The 18,762-nt window shown below is 48.7% G+C and carries 17 protein-coding genes; all 17 read right to left on the bottom strand.

Annotation, left to right across the window (positions count from 1 at the left end; translation table 11 throughout):
• Nucleotides 1–71: 71 nt before the first annotated feature.
• The 17 genes from P364_RS0109100 to abc-f all read right to left on the bottom strand — a co-directional run bounded on the left by P364_RS0109100 (nucleotide 72) and on the right by abc-f (nucleotide 18,742).
• Nucleotides 72–968 (bottom strand): helix-turn-helix transcriptional regulator, encoded by an 897-nt coding sequence (locus P364_RS0109100; RefSeq protein WP_024629824.1) that lies wholly within the window; start codon nucleotides 966–968, stop codon nucleotides 72–74.
• A gap of 234 nt (nucleotides 969–1,202) precedes the next feature.
• Complete coding sequence (locus P364_RS0109095) at nucleotides 1,203–2,612, bottom strand: MATE family efflux transporter (protein ID WP_024629823.1); 1,410 nt, start codon at nucleotides 2,610–2,612, stop codon at nucleotides 1,203–1,205.
• A gap of 298 nt (nucleotides 2,613–2,910) precedes the next feature.
• Nucleotides 2,911–3,783, bottom strand: coding sequence for a carbohydrate ABC transporter permease (locus tag P364_RS0109090; RefSeq protein ID WP_052016571.1), 873 nt, complete (start codon nucleotides 3,781–3,783; stop codon nucleotides 2,911–2,913).
• 45 nt (nucleotides 3,784–3,828) lie between these two features.
• Entirely contained in the window at nucleotides 3,829–4,710 is an 882-nt protein-coding gene (locus P364_RS0109085; protein ID WP_024629821.1) for a carbohydrate ABC transporter permease, read from the bottom strand.
• A 30-nt stretch (nucleotides 4,711–4,740) separates the two neighbouring features.
• A complete protein-coding gene (locus P364_RS0109080) occupies nucleotides 4,741–6,060 on the bottom strand; it encodes an extracellular solute-binding protein (RefSeq protein WP_024629820.1) in 1,320 nt (439 codons plus the stop codon).
• A gap of 117 nt (nucleotides 6,061–6,177) precedes the next feature.
• The gene (locus tag P364_RS0109075) at nucleotides 6,178–6,972 is read right to left on the bottom strand and encodes a response regulator transcription factor (protein WP_024629819.1); all 795 of its coding nucleotides are present in this window, start codon (nucleotides 6,970–6,972) and stop codon (nucleotides 6,178–6,180) included.
• A complete protein-coding gene (locus P364_RS0109070) occupies nucleotides 6,938–8,728 on the bottom strand; it encodes a cache domain-containing sensor histidine kinase (RefSeq protein ID WP_024629818.1) in 1,791 nt (596 codons plus the stop codon). The genes P364_RS0109075 and P364_RS0109070 overlap by 35 nt, the downstream gene beginning before the upstream one ends.
• A 286-nt stretch (nucleotides 8,729–9,014) precedes the next feature.
• On the bottom strand, nucleotides 9,015–9,842 hold the full coding sequence (locus tag P364_RS0109065) for a carbohydrate ABC transporter permease (protein ID WP_024629817.1): 828 nt from the start codon (nucleotides 9,840–9,842) through the stop codon (nucleotides 9,015–9,017).
• Entirely contained in the window at nucleotides 9,842–10,708 is an 867-nt protein-coding gene (locus tag P364_RS0109060; RefSeq protein WP_024629816.1) for a carbohydrate ABC transporter permease, read from the bottom strand. Before P364_RS0109060 ends, P364_RS0109065 begins: the two co-directional genes overlap by 1 nt.
• Before the next feature lie 25 nt (nucleotides 10,709–10,733).
• Nucleotides 10,734–11,972 (bottom strand): extracellular solute-binding protein, encoded by a 1,239-nt coding sequence (locus tag P364_RS0109055; RefSeq protein ID WP_024629815.1) that lies wholly within the window; start codon nucleotides 11,970–11,972, stop codon nucleotides 10,734–10,736.
• 263 nt (nucleotides 11,973–12,235) lie between these two features.
• Nucleotides 12,236–12,727: a signal peptidase II gene (gene lspA / locus P364_RS0109050; protein WP_024629814.1), complete on the bottom strand. Its 492-nt coding sequence runs from the start codon at nucleotides 12,725–12,727 to the stop codon at nucleotides 12,236–12,238.
• A gap of 221 nt (nucleotides 12,728–12,948) precedes the next feature.
• Nucleotides 12,949–13,896: a nucleoside hydrolase gene (locus P364_RS0109045; protein ID WP_024629813.1), complete on the bottom strand. Its 948-nt coding sequence runs from the start codon at nucleotides 13,894–13,896 to the stop codon at nucleotides 12,949–12,951.
• 63 nt (nucleotides 13,897–13,959) lie between these two features.
• Complete coding sequence (locus P364_RS0109040) at nucleotides 13,960–14,364, bottom strand: DUF350 domain-containing protein (protein ID WP_024629812.1); 405 nt, start codon at nucleotides 14,362–14,364, stop codon at nucleotides 13,960–13,962.
• Nucleotides 14,346–15,749 (bottom strand): glutathionylspermidine synthase family protein, encoded by a 1,404-nt coding sequence (locus P364_RS0109035; protein WP_024629811.1) that lies wholly within the window; start codon nucleotides 15,747–15,749, stop codon nucleotides 14,346–14,348. Before P364_RS0109035 ends, P364_RS0109040 begins: the two co-directional genes overlap by 19 nt.
• Before the next feature lie 6 nt (nucleotides 15,750–15,755).
• The gene (locus tag P364_RS0109030) at nucleotides 15,756–16,031 is read right to left on the bottom strand and encodes a hypothetical protein (RefSeq protein ID WP_024629810.1); all 276 of its coding nucleotides are present in this window, start codon (nucleotides 16,029–16,031) and stop codon (nucleotides 15,756–15,758) included.
• Nucleotides 16,031–16,555, bottom strand: a complete 525-nt coding sequence (locus tag P364_RS36810) for a hypothetical protein (protein WP_236642133.1) — start codon at nucleotides 16,553–16,555, stop codon at nucleotides 16,031–16,033. Before P364_RS36810 ends, P364_RS0109030 begins: the two co-directional genes overlap by 1 nt.
• Before the next feature lie 252 nt (nucleotides 16,556–16,807).
• Nucleotides 16,808–18,742 (bottom strand): ribosomal protection-like ABC-F family protein, encoded by a 1,935-nt coding sequence (abc-f, locus tag P364_RS0109020; protein WP_024629808.1) that lies wholly within the window; start codon nucleotides 18,740–18,742, stop codon nucleotides 16,808–16,810.
• Nucleotides 18,743–18,762: the final 20 nt, after the last annotated feature.

The following is an 18,762-nucleotide window of genomic DNA, read 5'->3' as shown; positions in this document are numbered from 1 at the left end:
TTCTTCACCAGTATTATATCATAATTCCCATACACCCTTCAGCTTAGCATTGAACCTGCATTCTTATCTGATTACTCCTCAAAAGACAAATTCATTGGCTCATCCGACATCTCATACTCCGTCTCCATATGAGTTAACGGTGTATCGGGATCAACCTCTTCAAAGCGGAAGCTGTCGACCCATACTTTTCCTTTGCCGTTCAAAATAACCCCGAATGAGATAACCGCACTGTCCTTCGGCACATCCAATACAATATTGTACTGATTCCACGGTTGGGTGCCAGTAATCGGCCGATCGTGCATGTTATCAAATTGAAGTACATCATGGACGTTATTATCCACACGCATCCATAATCCGCAGAACGCATCCACAAGCTCGGTCTTCACGAATCCCGATAATTTCATCCGCTTACCCACATACTTGTCCGCTCTGAACTGCTGCATCATTGTTGCGAACTCGTTAGGCTCCATCGGCGTAACTGCCTTCAAATATCCTGAAGCTTTCCCCTGATGCACTTCGGCAGGATCAATACCCATCTCATAATTTTGCGGATGACTTCCGGTTAACATCCAACCTGTAATCGTTGACGTCTGATTCATCTGTAATTCTCCTCCTCTGGTTCTTCCTTCGAATAATTTCAGATCGAACAATTTGCGAAAACGTCCTGGTGGCATGCCATATAATTTGCGGAATGCGCGGGTGAAGGCTTCCTGACTCTCAAATCCACAAGCCAGGGAGATGTCCAGAATGCCTGCATCCGTCGATCGCAGGGCCGTGGACGCCAGACTCATCCGACGGTTTCGGATATAATCCACCACGGTCATGCCAACCTCATTACGGAAAACCCGGTGGTAGTGATACGGCGACAACAACGCCTCGGACGCCACTTCTTCCAACCCGATCTCCTCATGCAGATGGGTTTCAATATAGAACAAACTTTGCTGAATCATTGCACGGTAACGGCTCAACTGAGGAAAAGCCCCCTTCCATATCCTTACTATACGTGAATGATGTCATCGCCGTTTTGATCATTATTGCTATCCTCACTTCTACTGACCTCTGCCGGAATGCAAAGAGAGCCAATCACGGATTAAATCCTTTCCGTAATTGACTCTCCTGGGAAACTGTTGCTCCGTGGCTCCTGTAGAGGCACTCCATTGATCTACAACAGGTTCATTTATCTATTCGCACAACATTCTTCGTTAGACAGCCGGTACCGGCTGTGCACCAACCTCTTCGTCATCATGCTCCACCAGTTCATGTTTCTCCCAAGCTCTACTCTTCCAGCGGAAGTACATAATGACCGCACGGGTCCACTCATCAGCTGCAATGGCAAGCCACACACCAGCGAGCCCCAGATGAAGCTGGAATATGAGCAGGTACCCTAGCGGCAGACTCATGCAGACCATGGAGATCAGACCCATGTATACCGGAAACTTTGCATCCCCTGCCGCACGCAGGGAACCAATTATCACAATATTGCAGGTACGTCCGGTTTCGAGCAAAAGACTGAGCAGAATCACTTGAGCCCCCAGCTTGATAATTTCCGGATTATCCGTAAATATGCTCATCAGCGGTACGCGGAACAGAATGATGATCACGTCAATGATAACCGTAGCCAGAAGGGCCCATTTCACACTGTCAAAAACACGTTTGTATGCATCATTCTTGCGTCGCGCACCGACCAGACGACCAACAATAATGGATGTTCCCATTCCAATCGCCATGCTGAATAGATAGATGTAGCTTGAAATGTTGCCCGCATACTGCTTGGTTGCCATGGCTTCTGCGCCCAGATAGGTCACATACAGCGTGAACACGAGCTGGCAGGAATGATATACCATGGATTCCATCGCAGACGGAATCCCAATCCGCAATATTTTGCCAATAAACTTCTTCGACAGGTTGATGTAATAGCTAAACTCCACCCTTACGTCCATAACACGATAGAGCAGCCAGAAGAAAATGATCAGACAGATCAGACGGCTGCCGACTGTGGAGATCGCTGCCCCTTCCACACCAAGCTTCGGCAGACCAAAATGGCCAAAAATAAGAGCGTAGTTACCAATGACGTGAATCACGTTCATCAGAACGGAAACATACATCGTTTCTTTGGTGTAACCATGTGTACGAATCGTAGCGGCCAGCGCATTAATAAGCGCCTGAAGGAAGATCCCGCCTCCGACGATACTTATATAAGAACGGGCAAAATCGTATATTTCACCTTGAATATGCAGCAGTGTCAACAGCTGTCCTCCGAACAGAAGAAAGCCTCCGCTCAGGACCAGTCCGACAATCAGATTCAATGTAATCGCATTACCCGTGACCTGTGCCGCCTCACTTAACTTCTTCGAACCAATATATTGTGCCACAACAATAGCAGCGCCATGTCCAATGACTTCCAGTACAAGAATCGCAATGGAAATAATCTGGTTGGCTGCTCCGACCCCGGATACTGCATTATCGGACACCGAACTGAGCATGAACGTATCCACGCTCCCCATCAACATAAACAAGAAGAGTTCCAGGAAGATAGGCCATGTTAGCCGAATCAGATTCAGATCCTTGGCATCCGAACGCAGGGACTCTTTGGTTGAGGATATTGCTGTCATTTTCTCACCTTTCCCATGTGGGCTTTAATTCTTAGGGTATGTTAGCACAGGTAGTTTGAAAATGCAGTAGTTTTGCGAAAAAACTTGAAAGTTTTTTGAAATTCCAATAATAGGTATTTTCATCTTTCTTATTTATGCTTGATGCCTGTCAATTGGAATGTAAATTTCAACCCAGTTGAGCACGCATCGGTCCGAACGGATAGCATGCTTGAATGCAAAAAGGCCCCTTACATCCCTCTTAGAAAGGGGTGTAGGAGCCTTTAAGGCATGGCAGCGAAATACCCTATACGCACATGTTCTAACCTTTTACCGATCCGGCAGCGATGCCTTCCACGATTCGATTGCTCAGGACGAGGAATGCGATCAGGATAGGCAGAATGCTGATCATCAGCGTTGCACCAATCGCGCCCCAATCCGTGGTGTACTGCCCAATAAAGTTCTGTACCCCAACGGTTAGAGTCTTATACGAGTCTGTGCTGATGAACGTATTCACGAAAATAAACTCGTTCCAGTCATAAATCATGTTGATAATCGCCGTCGTAGCGATCACCGAAGCGGTCATCGGCAAGACGATACGGAAGAAAATCCGATGGACCGAGCATCCGTCCATCACGGCGGCTTCCTCGACTTCCCGTGGAAGGGCGTAATAGAAGCCGAGCAAAATCATAATGGTAATCGGCATGTTAAAGGCGATGTAGGACAGGATGACTGACAATGGATGATCCGTAAGATGAAGCTTCAGGAACAGACTAAACAGCGGGATCAGCGTTGAATGCACAGGGATCATCAGACCCACCATGAACAACCCCAACACCAGTGAACGTCCTTTCCAGCGCATGCGAGTGATGGCAAAGGTAACCAGACTCGCGAACAACACGGTAAACACGACAGAAACAACCGTAATCCAGACGCTATTAAAGAAATATAAACTGATGTTGCCTTCCGTCCACACTTTCACATAATTCTCCCATCGCGGCGTTGCGGGAAGGGCGAACGGAGCCATATCGAATACTTCCTGATTATTTTTGAGTGAGAACAGCAGCAGCCAAATCAAGGGCAGAATCTGCAGCAATGCGACCAGAATCAACAGGCTGTAGAGCAGAAAATATCCGATCCTTCTCAGCAATGTCGAGCCCGGACCTGTTCCCGGATAGGCTGGCAACCGAACCACGGTATCCGTCTTCACAGGGATGGACCTCCTTTCATTTCACTTGTATCAAGAGTACTGAATGGTGTCCTTGGATGCCGTAGCTTTCCGTAACAGCCAGGTGACGACCAGACAGATGACCAACAGGAAGAAACCGACAGCACTCCCATAACCAAAGTCGAATCCCCGGAAAGCCTGATGATACATATAAGAGGCCATTACTTCACTGGAGCCATTCGGCCCACCATCCGTCATCACATAGATTAGATCAAAGTATTTCAGCGAGCCGACAACTGCCAGCACAATCGTCACTTTGATCACTTCCGTGATCAGGGGCAGCTTGATGCGAAAAGCAATCTGCCAAGGGTTCGCTCCATCAATCCGGGCGGCTTCCACCAGTGATTCCGGGATATTTTTAAGCGCAGCATAATAAATCAAAATATAGAATCCGGCATACTGCCACAAAATCGGCACGAACAGCGCATACAACACCAGCGATGGCTCTGCCAGCCAGGCTGGCGGATTGGCAATCCCGATTCCTTCCAGAAAGGAGTTAAGCACGCCATTGCTTGGGTGATAAATCTTAAGCCATAGCTGGGCTATAGCCACCGATGACAGAAGCATCGGAATAAGATATATTTTGCGAAACAGATTGGCTCCCTTGATTTTGCCTGACAGCACAAGTGCTATCGCAAGATAGCCGATTAGACTCAGTGCGGAGAACAGCGCCAGCAAAAAAGTATGATAGGCACTCTGCCAGAACGTTGCGTCGTGAAGCAATCGTGTGTAATTTTCTAAACCGATAAAGGTCATTGCGCCAATCCCGTCCCACTGCATCAATCCGTAATATCCGGTCAGTACGATCGGTACATAGATCAGGACCAATAACAGCAGCAGCGCGGGAAGCACGTACAACGCAGCGACTAAACGGTTGGACATGACTTTGTCCATCAGAATATCCTCCCCTTGTGCGTTGTACCGTTAATTGCCTTTATCAATGGCTGCCTGATGATTCTTCACAAACTCCTCTGGAGTCACTGCTTTTCCAAACAGGGCCTGAATCATGTCTAGATGGACCTGGGCTGCCGCTGGTTTCATCTGTACATCTGCGAACAGGGTCAGGCTGCTGGCCTGATTTAATTCGTTCAGCAGGTCAGTATAGAGCTGCGGCAGTTGGACTTCCGCCGTATCCACTTTCGTTGCCGGAATGACGCCCGCCTCAGTTACAGAGCTCTCACCCCATTTTTCCACGAAATATTGCACGAACTTCTGTGCTTCATCCTTCACCTTGGAGTTCTGTGCGACGAACAGACCTACGCCCGGGCCGCCGACCCAACTGTTAATGTCGCTTTTGCCGTCCTTTATCGTCGGGAATTTGAAAAATCCAATCTTATCCTTGAACTCCTGTGGTACATCCGGGTTGGTTGTATAGTTCGGCAGTTCCCAGGTGCCCATCAGATACATCGCGGCCTTCTCATTCATGAATTCCGATTTGCCTTCATCGTTGGACAAACCGTTGAAGCCCTTGTTGAACGCGTTCATGTCCACCAGCTTCTGTACTTCGGCAGCGGCCTCGATCAGAGCGGGATCATCAAACTTACCTGTGCCTTGGATAGCCTTCTCCAGTGCATCCCCGCCCAGACGGTTCGCCAGATACATATACCAGAGTGAACCGGTCCAGCGGTCCTTGTTGCCAAGAGCAATGGGGACCTCCCCATTATCTGTCAGCGTTTTCACCACATTCAGGAACTCATCATATGTTGTTGGCGGTTGCAAATTATACTTGGCGAAAATGGCCTTATTATAGTAGATCGGAGATATATTCAACTCAATCGGGAGCGCGTAGGTTTTGCCCTCTACTGCATACGCTTCGGTCGTTCCAGCAATGAACTTGCCTTCAAGTGGACCACTTAGCAGGTCATCCACCGGCGCGAACAGGTTTCCCTTTACGTAAGGCTCAAGGAATCCCGCGGCCCAGGTTACCCCTACATCGGGAAGTTCATTGGAAGCGGATAGAATTTTAAGCTTGTTTTTATATTGCTCATTCTCCAGTACTTCCTGCTTGATCGTTACGTTCGGGTTATCAGTCTGATACTGCTTGATGATGTCGTTAACCAGCTTGTTCTGCTGTGCTGAACTGCCCGCTGGCCAGAGGTGCATAAACTTGAGGGTCACCTTTCCATCGGACCCGCTACCGCTTGCTTCACCCTTTTCACCGGAATCCGAACTGCTGCATCCGGTTAAAAATATGGTGAAGATAAGCGTCAATGTCAGAAGCATTGCTATGGGCTTTTTATTCATTTTCCCAACCCCCTGTATTCGTTATTCGGTTGATGTAACCGCTTTAATTAAATTCTAACATGGGTACACCGCCCCCATAAGACCAGGATGATTTGGGAAAACTCCACTATTTTATGGTTATTTATTCTCTTGATTGGTAATGGAATGACGATATTTGCTTGGGCTGATCGCTTCGAGGCTCTTAAACACTTTAATAAAATATTTATCCGTCTGATACCCTACCTGCTCGGCGATCTCCGAGATGGGCATGGCGGTCTGAACGAGCAATTCCTTGGCTCGCTGAACACGTTTCCGAGTCAGATATTCACTGAAATTAATTCCCATCTGCTCCTTGAACAGCACGCTGAAATAACTTGAGTTCAAATGCAAAAGCTCAGCGATTTCCCGCATGGTGACTGGCTCGCCCAGATGGGCTTCCACATAAGCAATAGCTTCGCTGATCTGGGGATTAAGTCGCTGATCTCCTCGCTCCCTGGCATCCAGCAGCTTCGGATCAACGAGCTTCTGCATCGTTTGAATGCGCCGCTGCTGTTCACCAAGTTCCAGGGCTTTCTCAACGGTCTGGATCAGCTGCTCCTTCTCAATCGGTTTGAGCAGATAATCCACCACCCCAAGCTTGATGGCCTGCTGGGCATATTGAAAATCGGCATGTCCCGACATGATCAGTACAACAGGTTTACTCGGATAATCCTGTACCGCTTCAACCAGAGACAGGCCGGAGAACTCCGGCATTCGAACATCTGTGATCAGCAGGTCCGCTGACTGTTCCTTGAGCCATTCAGCTGCCTCGACTCCACTAGCTGCCGTTCTGATCTCATTGCGGCCAGCCGACCAGCCTTCCAGCGTCTTGCGGATGCCCTCTCGTGTGCGCGGCTCATCATCGACGATTAGAATCGTTTTGCCATGAATCATATGCGCCCTCCGTATCCTTCGGAATATCAAAGCCAATGATGGTTCCTTCACCCATATCACTTTTCACGGACAACCCGCAAGCTTTACCGAGCTGATTGCCAAAATAGAGCTTCAGCCGACGATCGACGTTAATCAGACCCACGCCTGTTCCTTTGTCGGAAACTGCAGGTCCCCCATTCAATGCGTGGACGACAGATTGAAGCCTTTGATCATCCATACCAGGTCCGTCATCCCGAACTTCAATGTGAACAAGCCCCTCCTTTGTCGATGCATCGACACGAACACTTACCTTTCCAGGTCCGATTCTGCTCTCCACTCCGTAAAGAATGGCATTTTCCACCAACGGTTGGATGAGCAGTTTGGGGATTTTTACCATTCGCATGCTATCACTTAGTTGAATCTCCCATGTCAATCTGTCGCCAAGTCTCATCTCCATGATCCGAAGATAACGTTCGGCGTGTTCCAATTCATCGGCAAGCGTAACCCATTCATTCTGATTCGGACTGGAGATAATATAGCGAAATAAACGGGACATCGCGACAACCATATGTGCCATTTCCTCGTCTCCTTTGTCCTCAAGTGACCAATAGAACGCCTCCAGCGTGTTGAACAGAAAATGAGGATTAATCTGCGACTGAAGTGCCTTTAGTTCCGTTCGAGACTGTATAATTTCCTTCTCATACACTTCCTGGGTCAACTCGTTCAGCCTGTATACCATCTGATTGTATACTTCATTGAGCTTATGTATCTCCATTGTTGAACTCACCATAATATTGGGCTCCATTGCTCCCGGACGCGCACTGCGCATGGCCCTCATTAGTCGCCTGATCGGACGTGTAATCATGGTCGACAAGAGAAAGGACATGATTAGAAATAAAACGACGCCAAATAATCCGGATATGAGCAGCGCCGTACGAAGGATGGATACTCCCTCCGTTGTTTCACTCACAGGAGTAAGGACAGCCAGGGTCCAACCCGTAATTTCGGAATGCTGTCTGACCACGATATAGGGCTCATCCCGGGTCTGAACGATGGAGCGATCACTGCTCAGCAATGCCTCCACATTCAGGTCTGCTTCCAGATTGGAAGTCACAACGCTCCCATTGGCATCCACCAACAGAATCGAGTCCAGCGTATCGTCCGCATCATCCAGGTCATTCAACTGAAAGAAACTGCGCTGCATCCGCACTACAACGTAGCCTCCATGTTCAAAGGCCCGGTCCATCAAGCTGACACGCCGAATAGCCATAATCACGCCGGGATCTTCCGGATCGGGGCCAGTCCAGATCAGCCGTCCTTTTTCCTTGTCCGCTTCCGTAATCCAGTTCCGGTCCAGCCTCACATCCAGGGAGCGGTCATCCATGGGGAAAATCCGGCTGTAATTGGTGGTGTAGATTTCCATGCTCTGCACGCCATTCATAAAGGATTGATAGCTGCCCACGATCTGCAGAAGGGCCTGACGCTGATTGAATGTAGCCGATTCTCCGCTTTTTTCATTGCTCAGCAAACGCTGAACGTAAGGATCATCTGCCACTTGGGCTGTCAGGGAGTTCACCTGTGAAATAAGGGCATCCAATCTGCCGTTGGCCTGAACAGCCGTCTGATAAATATGCTTCTCCGCATTGGTCTTCAGCAGGCCGGATACCCGATCATAGGCAACAATGCCTGCAATGAACAAGACCATCAGCATCACCAGTACAAAACCAACAAAGATCTGATTGCGTAATGAATTCCATCTGCCCATTTTCCCTCGCAAGACCCATCCTCCTCGCTGCAAGTAAAAGAAATCGTCACCCGAATCTTATGCTGGGTGACGATGGTGTACAAGCTATGCCGAATCCAGCATCAGCAATAATTAAAGCGTTTACATAATGGCTGATTATTCCTTTTCTCTGCGCTTTGTTTATCGATTAAACTAAAGACTAAAAAATAGCACAGTTCCCCTTGTTAATCAATCACTTATATCTATCATCCTGTCCAAGCAAGCAAAAGAGCCATAAAAACAAAAAAAGGCGGGCTCCATGAGCCCAACCTCTCATTTATTATTTTACCGAGCCTTGTGTCACCCCGTTGATAATCCACTTCTGCGCGAACAGATAGATGATGATCATCGGCAGCAATGCCAGCAAGTATGAAGCAAACGCCAGGTTAAAGTCGGTATTGAATTGACCCTGGAATACATACTGCACAAGCGGCAGCGTGTATTGTGCCGGATCACTAATGATAATGAGTGGCAGCAGGAAGTCATTGTAAGTGGACAGACAGGTCAGGATACCAACTGTGGCACTGATCGGCGCCATCAATGGGAAAATGATTTTCCAGAACGTGCCCCAGGTTGTCGCTCCATCTACGAAGGCCGCTTCCTCCAGTGCTACCGGAATGGACCGAATGTATCCGACGTATACAAATACGTTAAAGGCGAGTCCATATACCGTGTGCAACAGGATTAGACCCAACAGATTCGTCATGTCCAATGATGCAGTCAGCTTAACAATCGGCAGCATGATGATTGGAAACGGAATGAACATCGCGCTGACGAAGTAGTAGTACAGCCCTTTGAAAAACTTCCGTTTCTCCATATTTCGCGCAATGGCGTAAGCAACCATAGAGTTACTGAGCAAGGTCAGAATGACTGTTGATGCAGTAACAATGGCACTGTTACGGAATGATTGGAAGAAGTTAGTCATGTCTATTGCACTTGCAAAGTTCTCCCAGTGAAGCGTTGTCGGAATGGCAAATACCGATTGGGCCATTTGCTCCGGATTTTTCAATGCGATGGTAACCGTCATATATAAAGGGAACAGAATGAACAAGGTACCCAGAACAATCAACAACATAACAGGCCAGTTGGTACGTAAACGGCTTCTCATTACAGATCCGTCTCCCTTCTTTGCAGGAAGCGGATTTGCAGAATCGAAATCACCGCGATAACGATGAAATAGATAACCGAGTTCGCAGATTGATATGCATATTCGCCGCCTTCAAATCCACCAGTATAGATCAGATGGGAGATGGACTGTGTTGCCCGTCCCGGTCCACCATTGGTTAAGGCCACGATTTGGTCAAAGACCATCAATGAGTTTTTCATCGCCAGCACCATGTTAATCGTGAAGAATGGAGCAATGAGCGGGAATGTAATGCTCCAGAACTCACGCCATTTGCCGGCGCCGTCCAGATTTGATGCTTCATATAATGTCGTAGGGATCGTTTGCAATCCCGCCAAATACAGAATCGTATTCAACGCAACGGATTGCCATACGGCCACAATCACGATCCCGATCCATGCCAGGCTTTCGCTGCCCAGAATGTTGGTGGATAGGGCGTTGATCCCGAGATTTTGTCCCCAGATCGGAAATACGTTGGAGAACAGGTAGTTAAATATGTAACCTACAATCAATACACTCAGGATATTCGGCAAGAAGTAGATGCCCCGGAAAAAGTTACGGAACTTGATCTTGGCATTCAGCCCGAGTGCAATGAGCAGACTTAGAATATTCGTCAGGATCGTTACAACGATCGCAAACTTGAAGGTAAACCAGTAGGCATTGCCTACATTGTCATCCTGAAACAGATTGAAATAGTTTTTGAATCCAACAAAATCATAACCATTACCAAATCCGTTGTAGTTCGTAAATGAATAATAGATCCCCTGGAGGGCCGGCAGCGTCATAAATACGAAGAACAATACTACCGCCGGAACCGTCATCCAGTAATAGGGCGCGATGCGCTTGTTCATACTCCATCCTCCTTCGGACAAGGCGTTATCGCCGATTCGCTACCTTGTCCCATTCTTTGTCGAGTGTATCCAGATAGTTGTCGATGTTCTTGTTCTGCAAAAAGGACTGTACGATGGAATTCAGCTGCACCGCAGCCGGAATATAGTGATCGGCAAAGTCGATAACCTTGCCCTGCTCAATGTAAGGTGTCAGTTCCTGTACAGCAGGATCATCTTGTTTTACACCTTCCACCGCAGAGAACAGCGTTTGTTCCTTAATGTACTTGCCTATATTTTCAGACTCCAGCAGAAATGCGATGAACTGCTCGGCCTGTTCCTTGTTCGGTGTATCCGCTGCAATGGTAAACAGGGAGTCGATTCCGTTCACCAGCTTAATCTGGCTCGGGTCATTGCCTGTAGGGAATGGAAAGAAACCAATGTCCACATTCGGGTTCGCTTTGCGAATCTCGGAGATCGCCCAGGTACCCTGGATGTACATATAAGCTTCGCCATTGGCAAAGGCACGGTTACCATCCGAATATGCTTTACCGAAGTTGTCGCCGTGACCATAATTCATCAGTTCCAACTGCTTCTCAGCGACCTCGCGGTATTTCTCCTTGAAGGTCACCTTGTTCTCGCGACGCTCCAGATAGAAATCAATACCAACCAAGTTAGGTCCGAGCGCATTGAACGGCAAATTCGTCTGCCAGTCATCCTTGTATGTGAAGTAAAACGGAATTTTACCCGCATCCTTAATTTTTTTGGCTGTAGCAATCAGCTCGTCCCAGGTTTTGGGTACATCCAGACCCATTTCCTTAAACAACGTTTTGTTGTACATGATGCCGTTTGCATTTGTTGCGTAAGGAACACCTGTTACTTCATCCATGCCCGTGACATCCTTCAGCATCTGTATGTAGTTGGGATCGATTGTTTTTAACAGTGGACTGTTGGTCAGATCGGCGAAAATATCACTCTGTGCAAGAATGGAATAGGTATCCGTTGCCCCCATCGCCATAATGTCTGGCACATCGTTCTTCACCACACGTGTCTTCAGCACCGTCTCCGCGTCTGGTGGATTCACCTGAGTGACCTGAATATCGGAGTGTTCGGCGTTAAATGTTTTGATTAATTCATCAAAGGTTCCTTTGGCTTCGGGTTTGTTCTGAAAAAATTCAACCTGTACTTTGCCGTTGGCATGATTCCCGCTGGTGCAGGAAGACAGCAGTACAGCCGTTATTCCACAAAGCAGCATTATCCCGAGTGCCTTGGTAAGCGATGTTCTCATGTTGTACCTCCCTCAGCTTATATACGTTAAGATTTACCCATTAAATTAGTGAAGTAACCACGTGGTTAATCCTTCCACTGATTCCTACTATGAGCGTTGACTATAATGTGTCCTATTATTCCTAAAACGGTTTCGGTAAAATTGAATCAGGCCCACTGAGCGTGAGTCCGGTCATCGACATAACAAAAAAAGACATCGGATGATATCCAATGTCTCTTATTTATTCACTTATAATGGCCTACAGCAAAGCTGTTGTTGTTTCATTATGAACGTTCAATTTTGGGCAATGCATTTCGCAACCGCTTCGCCCGATAGCTCTGAAATGCACGAATTAACATACCGATGACCAGCATAACCACACCAACATTTATCGCGACATCCGCCAAATTGAGTATTCCGCGTCCCGACGGAAACACTAGGAAATCCGTTACCCGTGCGTAAATAAAGCGATCGATTGCATTCCCCAAAGCCCCACCGACCATGAAGCCGGCACCTGCCTGCATCCAGAAACCGCGAATTTCACCTTTTCTCCGATAATACATCATACCTGCGATAAATAGAATGGCGACCACGCCGAACAGACGCGCGTTCCCCTGAAACAGGCTGCCGGCCATCCCACTGTTCTCATAATGCTGCAGCTGCATACCCGAATCGCCAAGTCTCATCGTGTCGCCAACTTCCATATACATCCTCACCGCCATTTTGGTGCCCTGATCTACCAAGGTAACCAGCAGTGCTATAAAATAAAACAACATGTTGCCTCTCCTCCTGCCAGACTGCTATAGCCTAGCCTATGTTAACCCTTCAGTCTTCTACCGTACCATCCGGTTTAACGTAATGTTTCCTCCACTTTAACACAGCCGCAGTATTGAATCCAAATGAGCTGTCAAACCTGTGCTCACACGTTCTCTCGTTTCCGTCTCAAATGAAAAAAGCCCCCAGCCGTCTTATACGGAATGAGGGACAATTCTCAAAATTATTGAATAGCGGAGAGCACGTCCAGCAGCATCGATTTGAATTTCGGACGGTCAATGGCCTCGCAGACGCGTACGTTCGGTTCTTTGCCGAAACGTCCGTTGATATCCACCACGCTATATCCGCGCGTTAATTCTCCTGCTGCTTCCACATCCACGTAATACTGACCGGATTTGGTCATGAGCGACTCATCTGCGGCAACAGCCATTAGCAACGTATCCGGATGAGTGGTGCCGTTCAGTTTATGTACCGATTTGTTGAACTGCATAACCACTTTGTTGATGGCCGTGAAGAAATCCGCACCAGATGTACCTAGCGCTGCAATCTCCGCATGATCGTCATCATCCATAACGGAATACTGAGTACACATCTCCCAGCCAACCATGGTAATCGGAATGCCCGCGTGTAATACAATTTTGGCTGCTTCCGGATCAACATAGAAGTTATACTCCGCGGCTGGCGTAATATTGCCCAGTGCATTATTCGTTCCACCCATGATGTAGAGATGTGCAATCTCTGGAATAATAGTCGGGTCTTTCTGAATGGCCATCGCAATGTTGGTCAGCGGTGCAATAGCAAGAAGCGAGATTTCGCCCGGATGTGCGTGTACCTTTTCAATGATAAAATCAACTGCATGCCCTGCCTCGGGACGCTGGTCCGCCTTCGGGAAATGAGCTCCGCCCATTCCGTCATCACCATGCACATCTTCCACCGTGCGGTGTTGGGCCTTGCCATAGGCCATTAACGGGCGTTCGCATCCTTTGTACACAGGTACCTTGCCGCCATGTCCTGCAACCTGCACGGTGTACAGTGCATTTTCTACCTCTTGGTCAAACTGCACGTTCCCACCTGTAATCGTGATACCCTCCACCTGGAAATGGTGCAGTGCCGTCAGGATCGCAATCGTATCGTCTCCTGCTGTATCTGTATCAATGATGACTTTTCTCATGATGCCGCGCTCCTTCTTGGCAAAAAATTTATTCTAAATTATCGTTTATCGCTAGCATTTATTTTACATCAAAAATGTACCGATGACGATGGAAACGCCGATGATAATGGAACGCAGCAGCTGTGCCACGGCCATATTCCCTCGTGCAATTTCTTCACATACCCGCATCTTGGGGGTCAGGAAGTCAAATATAATATAGACCAGACACAAAATAATGATTCCCAGCGCCGACCAGAGCAGCATATCCAGCCACGAGTGCGTGGAGAAGGACACCATGCCCACAATAATACACAGGCCCAACAATTTGCTACCCATGTACATGCCTGCCGCCTCGTTGCCTTTCGCAATTTCCTCACTATCGTTATACCGGGTCAATTGGCTAAAAGCGAAATACCCGCATACCAACACAACCAGTAAAATGCCCACACCTACCGCTACATTCAGCAGGTTCAATCCCAAATTGTCCATTCCTTCTCCTCCTCATCATCCATCCGTTCATTGACCGTGGCCGCGCAATAATAGGCCATATCTCCTGTCACTTTCTCCCCGATTCGCGGCAGCACACCGGCAAAACGTCCATTAATGACAAATACTCCTGTAAGCAAATAACCTCTGTATTCGCCATCCTCAGTCTGAATCACGGCCTGTTCCATTGGAACGAGCTGCTGATAAATCTTGGGCTGATTATTATAATAGGCGGCAAGCTCCTCTTCTTCATCCACTGTGCCTGTTTCGTTCGAGTTTGATGGCGTCTGAACGCTCACAGGTGGATACGTATTCGGCTTGCCCATAGTCTGCAACGTTTCGTCACCCAGCAGTGAGGTCCCTCGGCCTTCGCGTCCCCAATAGCTTTTGGCTACATAGGGCATGGAATCCAGCTCAAAGGGTCCTGCTTCGAAATAAGTTGGCAGCAAATACCGTGAAATGGTTTCCAGCTCTGCATCGTTAAACAGCCGAAATCCGCAATATTCCGGGGTCTGTTCATTGCGTTCATAGAGCGACCAGATGGCGGCCATGAAGCCTTTGCTCTGCATCAGCACATGTTGTACGGGATTCATCAGACCGAGTCGTCCTTCCTGTACCAGCTCAAGAAGCGCAGCGCCGATGTCCACCCCCGTCGTCTCGTCTCGGTCATCGATCAGATACTCCAGGGGATAGAGACGGTACAGCAGGTTGATCTCGCGCCCTTGATGGTAAAGTGAATCCCCGGGGATAATCTCCAATTCCTCCAGTGGAGCATAGAAAGTTTCATACCCCGCCTCCTGACACAGCTTCATCAGATACTCCGTATTGGTCCGATCCTCCACATGATCTCCGAACGAAGTAAAGGTCACCGCGCCTTTAAGTCCCTGCTGTGCATAAGCACCCAGCCAGCTGCGAAAGCATTCTCGGATACACTCATCCATGCCTTTAGATGGAGGATAGAGCGATGTTTTTTCAGCCATCCCAACCAAGATACCTTCCAACGCAGCTGCTTCTGGTATGCCTGTTGGGGTATCAGTGTTATTTTCAATGCATTTGGGACCCGTTTCCCCAATAATCCAGTCCTGTCGAGTGATCCCGCCAGTCACCATTTCCATGCGAGCCGCTGGAATAAGGCCGGGGTGAATACCCAATTGATGCTCCAGAAAAGAGTCGGGCATGTATTGCTGGATAAAACGCATCACCTTGCAATAAATCCCGTCTACAGCCTCAACTGCTGCACGCAATTCCTGCATCTCCGCAGGGGTATAGACCGTTAACGCAGGCACACAATATTGCTTGCCATACATTCGGTGATACGGGACTTGTTGCCCTGCTTCGCCCCTGAATACTTCTTCATGGCTGAACGGCAGCTCGTATATATGCCTCATCAGGTTCTAACCTCCCGTACTGCGGAAGAAGCTGCCAAAGCCGCTCGATTTGGAACTGGATTTGCTGTAGGAGCTGCTGTCCTTGTTGCTCCGATAGGACGATCCGCCACCATAGTAATAGTGCCCGCTGCTGGAGTTATACTCGCATCCGGTATCGTATTCCGGGTCGCATTCATCGCTATTGCTGCCACAACCGGATAATACGGCTGGAACCGCAAGCATGAGCGAGAAGGCAACCAGCTTGGCACGTGAGCCGGGTTTGGGTGTGGGATTTTCGGCCATTACAGATCCACCTCCTTCATAAAAAACAACACTTTCTTGCGATCCGTATCCAGCACGGAATACACAAATTCATAGGTTATACCGCCACGGACCATGTAATGGTCCAGTAGCTGCTCGGCAAGCTCCATCGTGTAAGAGGAGGATTCCGCCAAGTCCAATTCCTGAAATGCACTCCCATTCCACAGCATGTATTCCGCGCTGAACATGGAGGACATTTTGCACATCGCCAGCGCAGCGTCCGCAATCGCTGTACCGTATTCCGCAGGCTTTTGATTGTTGTAGTCGGTCAAGTAGACTGCATGCTCCCGACGATCCTCGCATTCATTGGACAGATGCGCCCAGAGCTTATTTTTCATCAGAGTAGCATCAACCAACTTGCGCATGAACAGTTCATCACGAGTGACCGAAGCCTGCTCCAATACCCCCGTCTCCACCTGCCGGTCATCCGACCAGTTCCGATAAGTCAATGAATAATAAATAACGATAACCTGCCTTTCTGTAAGCTCTAAGAGGAGCCGTTTCATTACACACAAACGTATTAAACGCATGAGAAGGAAAAAAGTTACACTATTCCCGCTGACATGTAAAAAAGCATTTTATATAAATCCCAAGAGCGTTTTTCAATCAGCAAGATATAGATCGAAATGAATCTATTCGTATGTTAGTTTTTAAAAGCAAAAAGGCCAGAGAATATTCTCCAGCCCTCTTCCTTTCTTCATCTATTTCAAATCTATTTCAAGATCTAACTTACGATCAGCTCCCTGACCTGACCTGTCTCACAGCTCTGCCCACTGGGCCAACATTTCATTGTATTCGCCAGAAAGTCGCTCGCGTTCGTTCCATATTTGCTCCAGCTCATCTGGCGTGTTCTCCGCAGATTCAAGCTGATGATCCAGCACCAGAATTTGCTCTTCCAGTCGAGCCAGTCTTTGCTCCAATTGTTCAGCGGAAAGCTTCTTGGATGTGGACGTTGTATCAGGCGTTGCAGCGGACCTCGTCTCCTGTGGCGGTTTGGCACTCCCACGTGTTGGAGTCGCTACACCTGCTATCTGCTGATTTGCTGCCGCTGCACGTGCTTGCAGATCAAGCTTCTTCTCGCGATAGGCTTCATAGTCTCCCAGATAGGCGATCATCCGCCCGTTCTCCAGTTCCCATACACGGGAAGCGAGTCGATTGACGAAGTAGCGGTCATGTGAGATGGCCAGCACCGTCCCTTCAAAATCAACGAGCGACTCTTCGAGCGCTTCCCTTGAAGCGATATCCAGATGGTTGGTCGGTTCATCCAGCAAAAGCACATTCGGCTTGCGCTGAACCAGAAGAGCCAGCCTTAGCCGTGTCCACTCCCCTCCAGACAGCTGTCCTACCGAGCGGAACACATCTGCTCCATAGAACAAATATCGGGCCAAAATGCCGCGTGCTTCTCCTTCTTCCACGCCCGCTTCCAACCTGAAGTATTCCAGCACGTTCAGCTTCGGATTGGAAGGCTCCTCTTGCTGGGCCAGATAGCCGACATCCACACGTGCACCCCACTCCAGGCTGCCTGCACTCGGCTGCTCCTCGCCCAACAAGAGTTTGAACAATGTCGTTTTGCCTGAACCATTGCGTCCAATCAGGGCAATTTTGTCGCCATATTCGAGTAATCCCGAGACACCTCGCAGAATTGGGCGTTCTCCATAAGCCTTTTCGACCTGTTCCATAACGGCCACCCGTTTTCCCGTACGATCCGTAGGACGTACATCGAAGTCTGCGTTACGCCGCTCCAGTACTGGCCGCTTTACCTGCTCCATCCGCTCAATAGCCTTGCGCATGGAAGCCGCACGCCGGAAGAACTTTTCGTTGCCCCCGACTCGGCCCCATTCCTCCAATTGGCGGATCGTTTCCTTCATTTTTTTGATCACCTTCTGCTGCTCCTTGAACTCCTCAAATTGCTGCAGCAGTCGTTGTTCCTTCACCTTCATATATTCCGTATAACCGCCATCAGACGTTTGCGCTTCTCCATCTTCCAGCTCCAACGTCCTAGATGCCACACGGTCCAAAAAGTAGCGATCATGTGAGATCAGGATAATCGTACCTGTATACTCGCGCAAAAATCCTTCCAGCCATTCCACCCGCTCCAGATCAAGATGGTTGGTCGGCTCATCCAGCAATAACAGATCAGGCCTTACAATTAGCTGTGAAGCCAGCACAACCCGTGTCTGTTCACCACCAGACAACGAACCAAAACGCCATCCGTAATGCTCCTTCGCAATATCCAGACCGTCCGCGACCTGATCGATCCGGGCATCCATCTCATATCCGCCCTCACGCTCAAACTGTTCCTGCAACGCCGCATACCGCTTCAACAGGCGCTCCAATTGGTTCGGATCGGCTGCACAGTCCGGATCGGACATCTGCTGCTCCATTTCCTTCATTTGGCTCCGGCACGCCATAAGCTCCCTGAATCCAAGACTCAGCACATCCAGCACCGTATAATCATCCATTCCTTCCGGCACCTGAGCCACGTACCCGATACGTGTATCCTTCTTGATCATCAATTGCCCTTCATCCGGTTGATTCTGTCGTGCCATCAGGCGCATCAATGTTGTTTTACCGCTCCCGTTGCGGCCGATCAGGGCGACCTTGTCGCCTTCCATAATTTCAAACGTAATGCCGTCCAGCACCAGATGTGCTCCGTGGTATTGGGTCAGTTGTTGTGCGCTAATAATCATCATAATAAGGTTCCTCCTATGGA

Origin of the sequence: Paenibacillus sp. MAEPY2 (genome assembly GCF_000499205.1) — a bacterium.
In the GTDB taxonomy this organism is placed as follows: Bacteria; Bacillota; Bacilli; order Paenibacillales; family Paenibacillaceae; genus Paenibacillus; species Paenibacillus vandeheii.
This window is presented reverse-complemented; position numbering and strand designations above follow the sequence as displayed.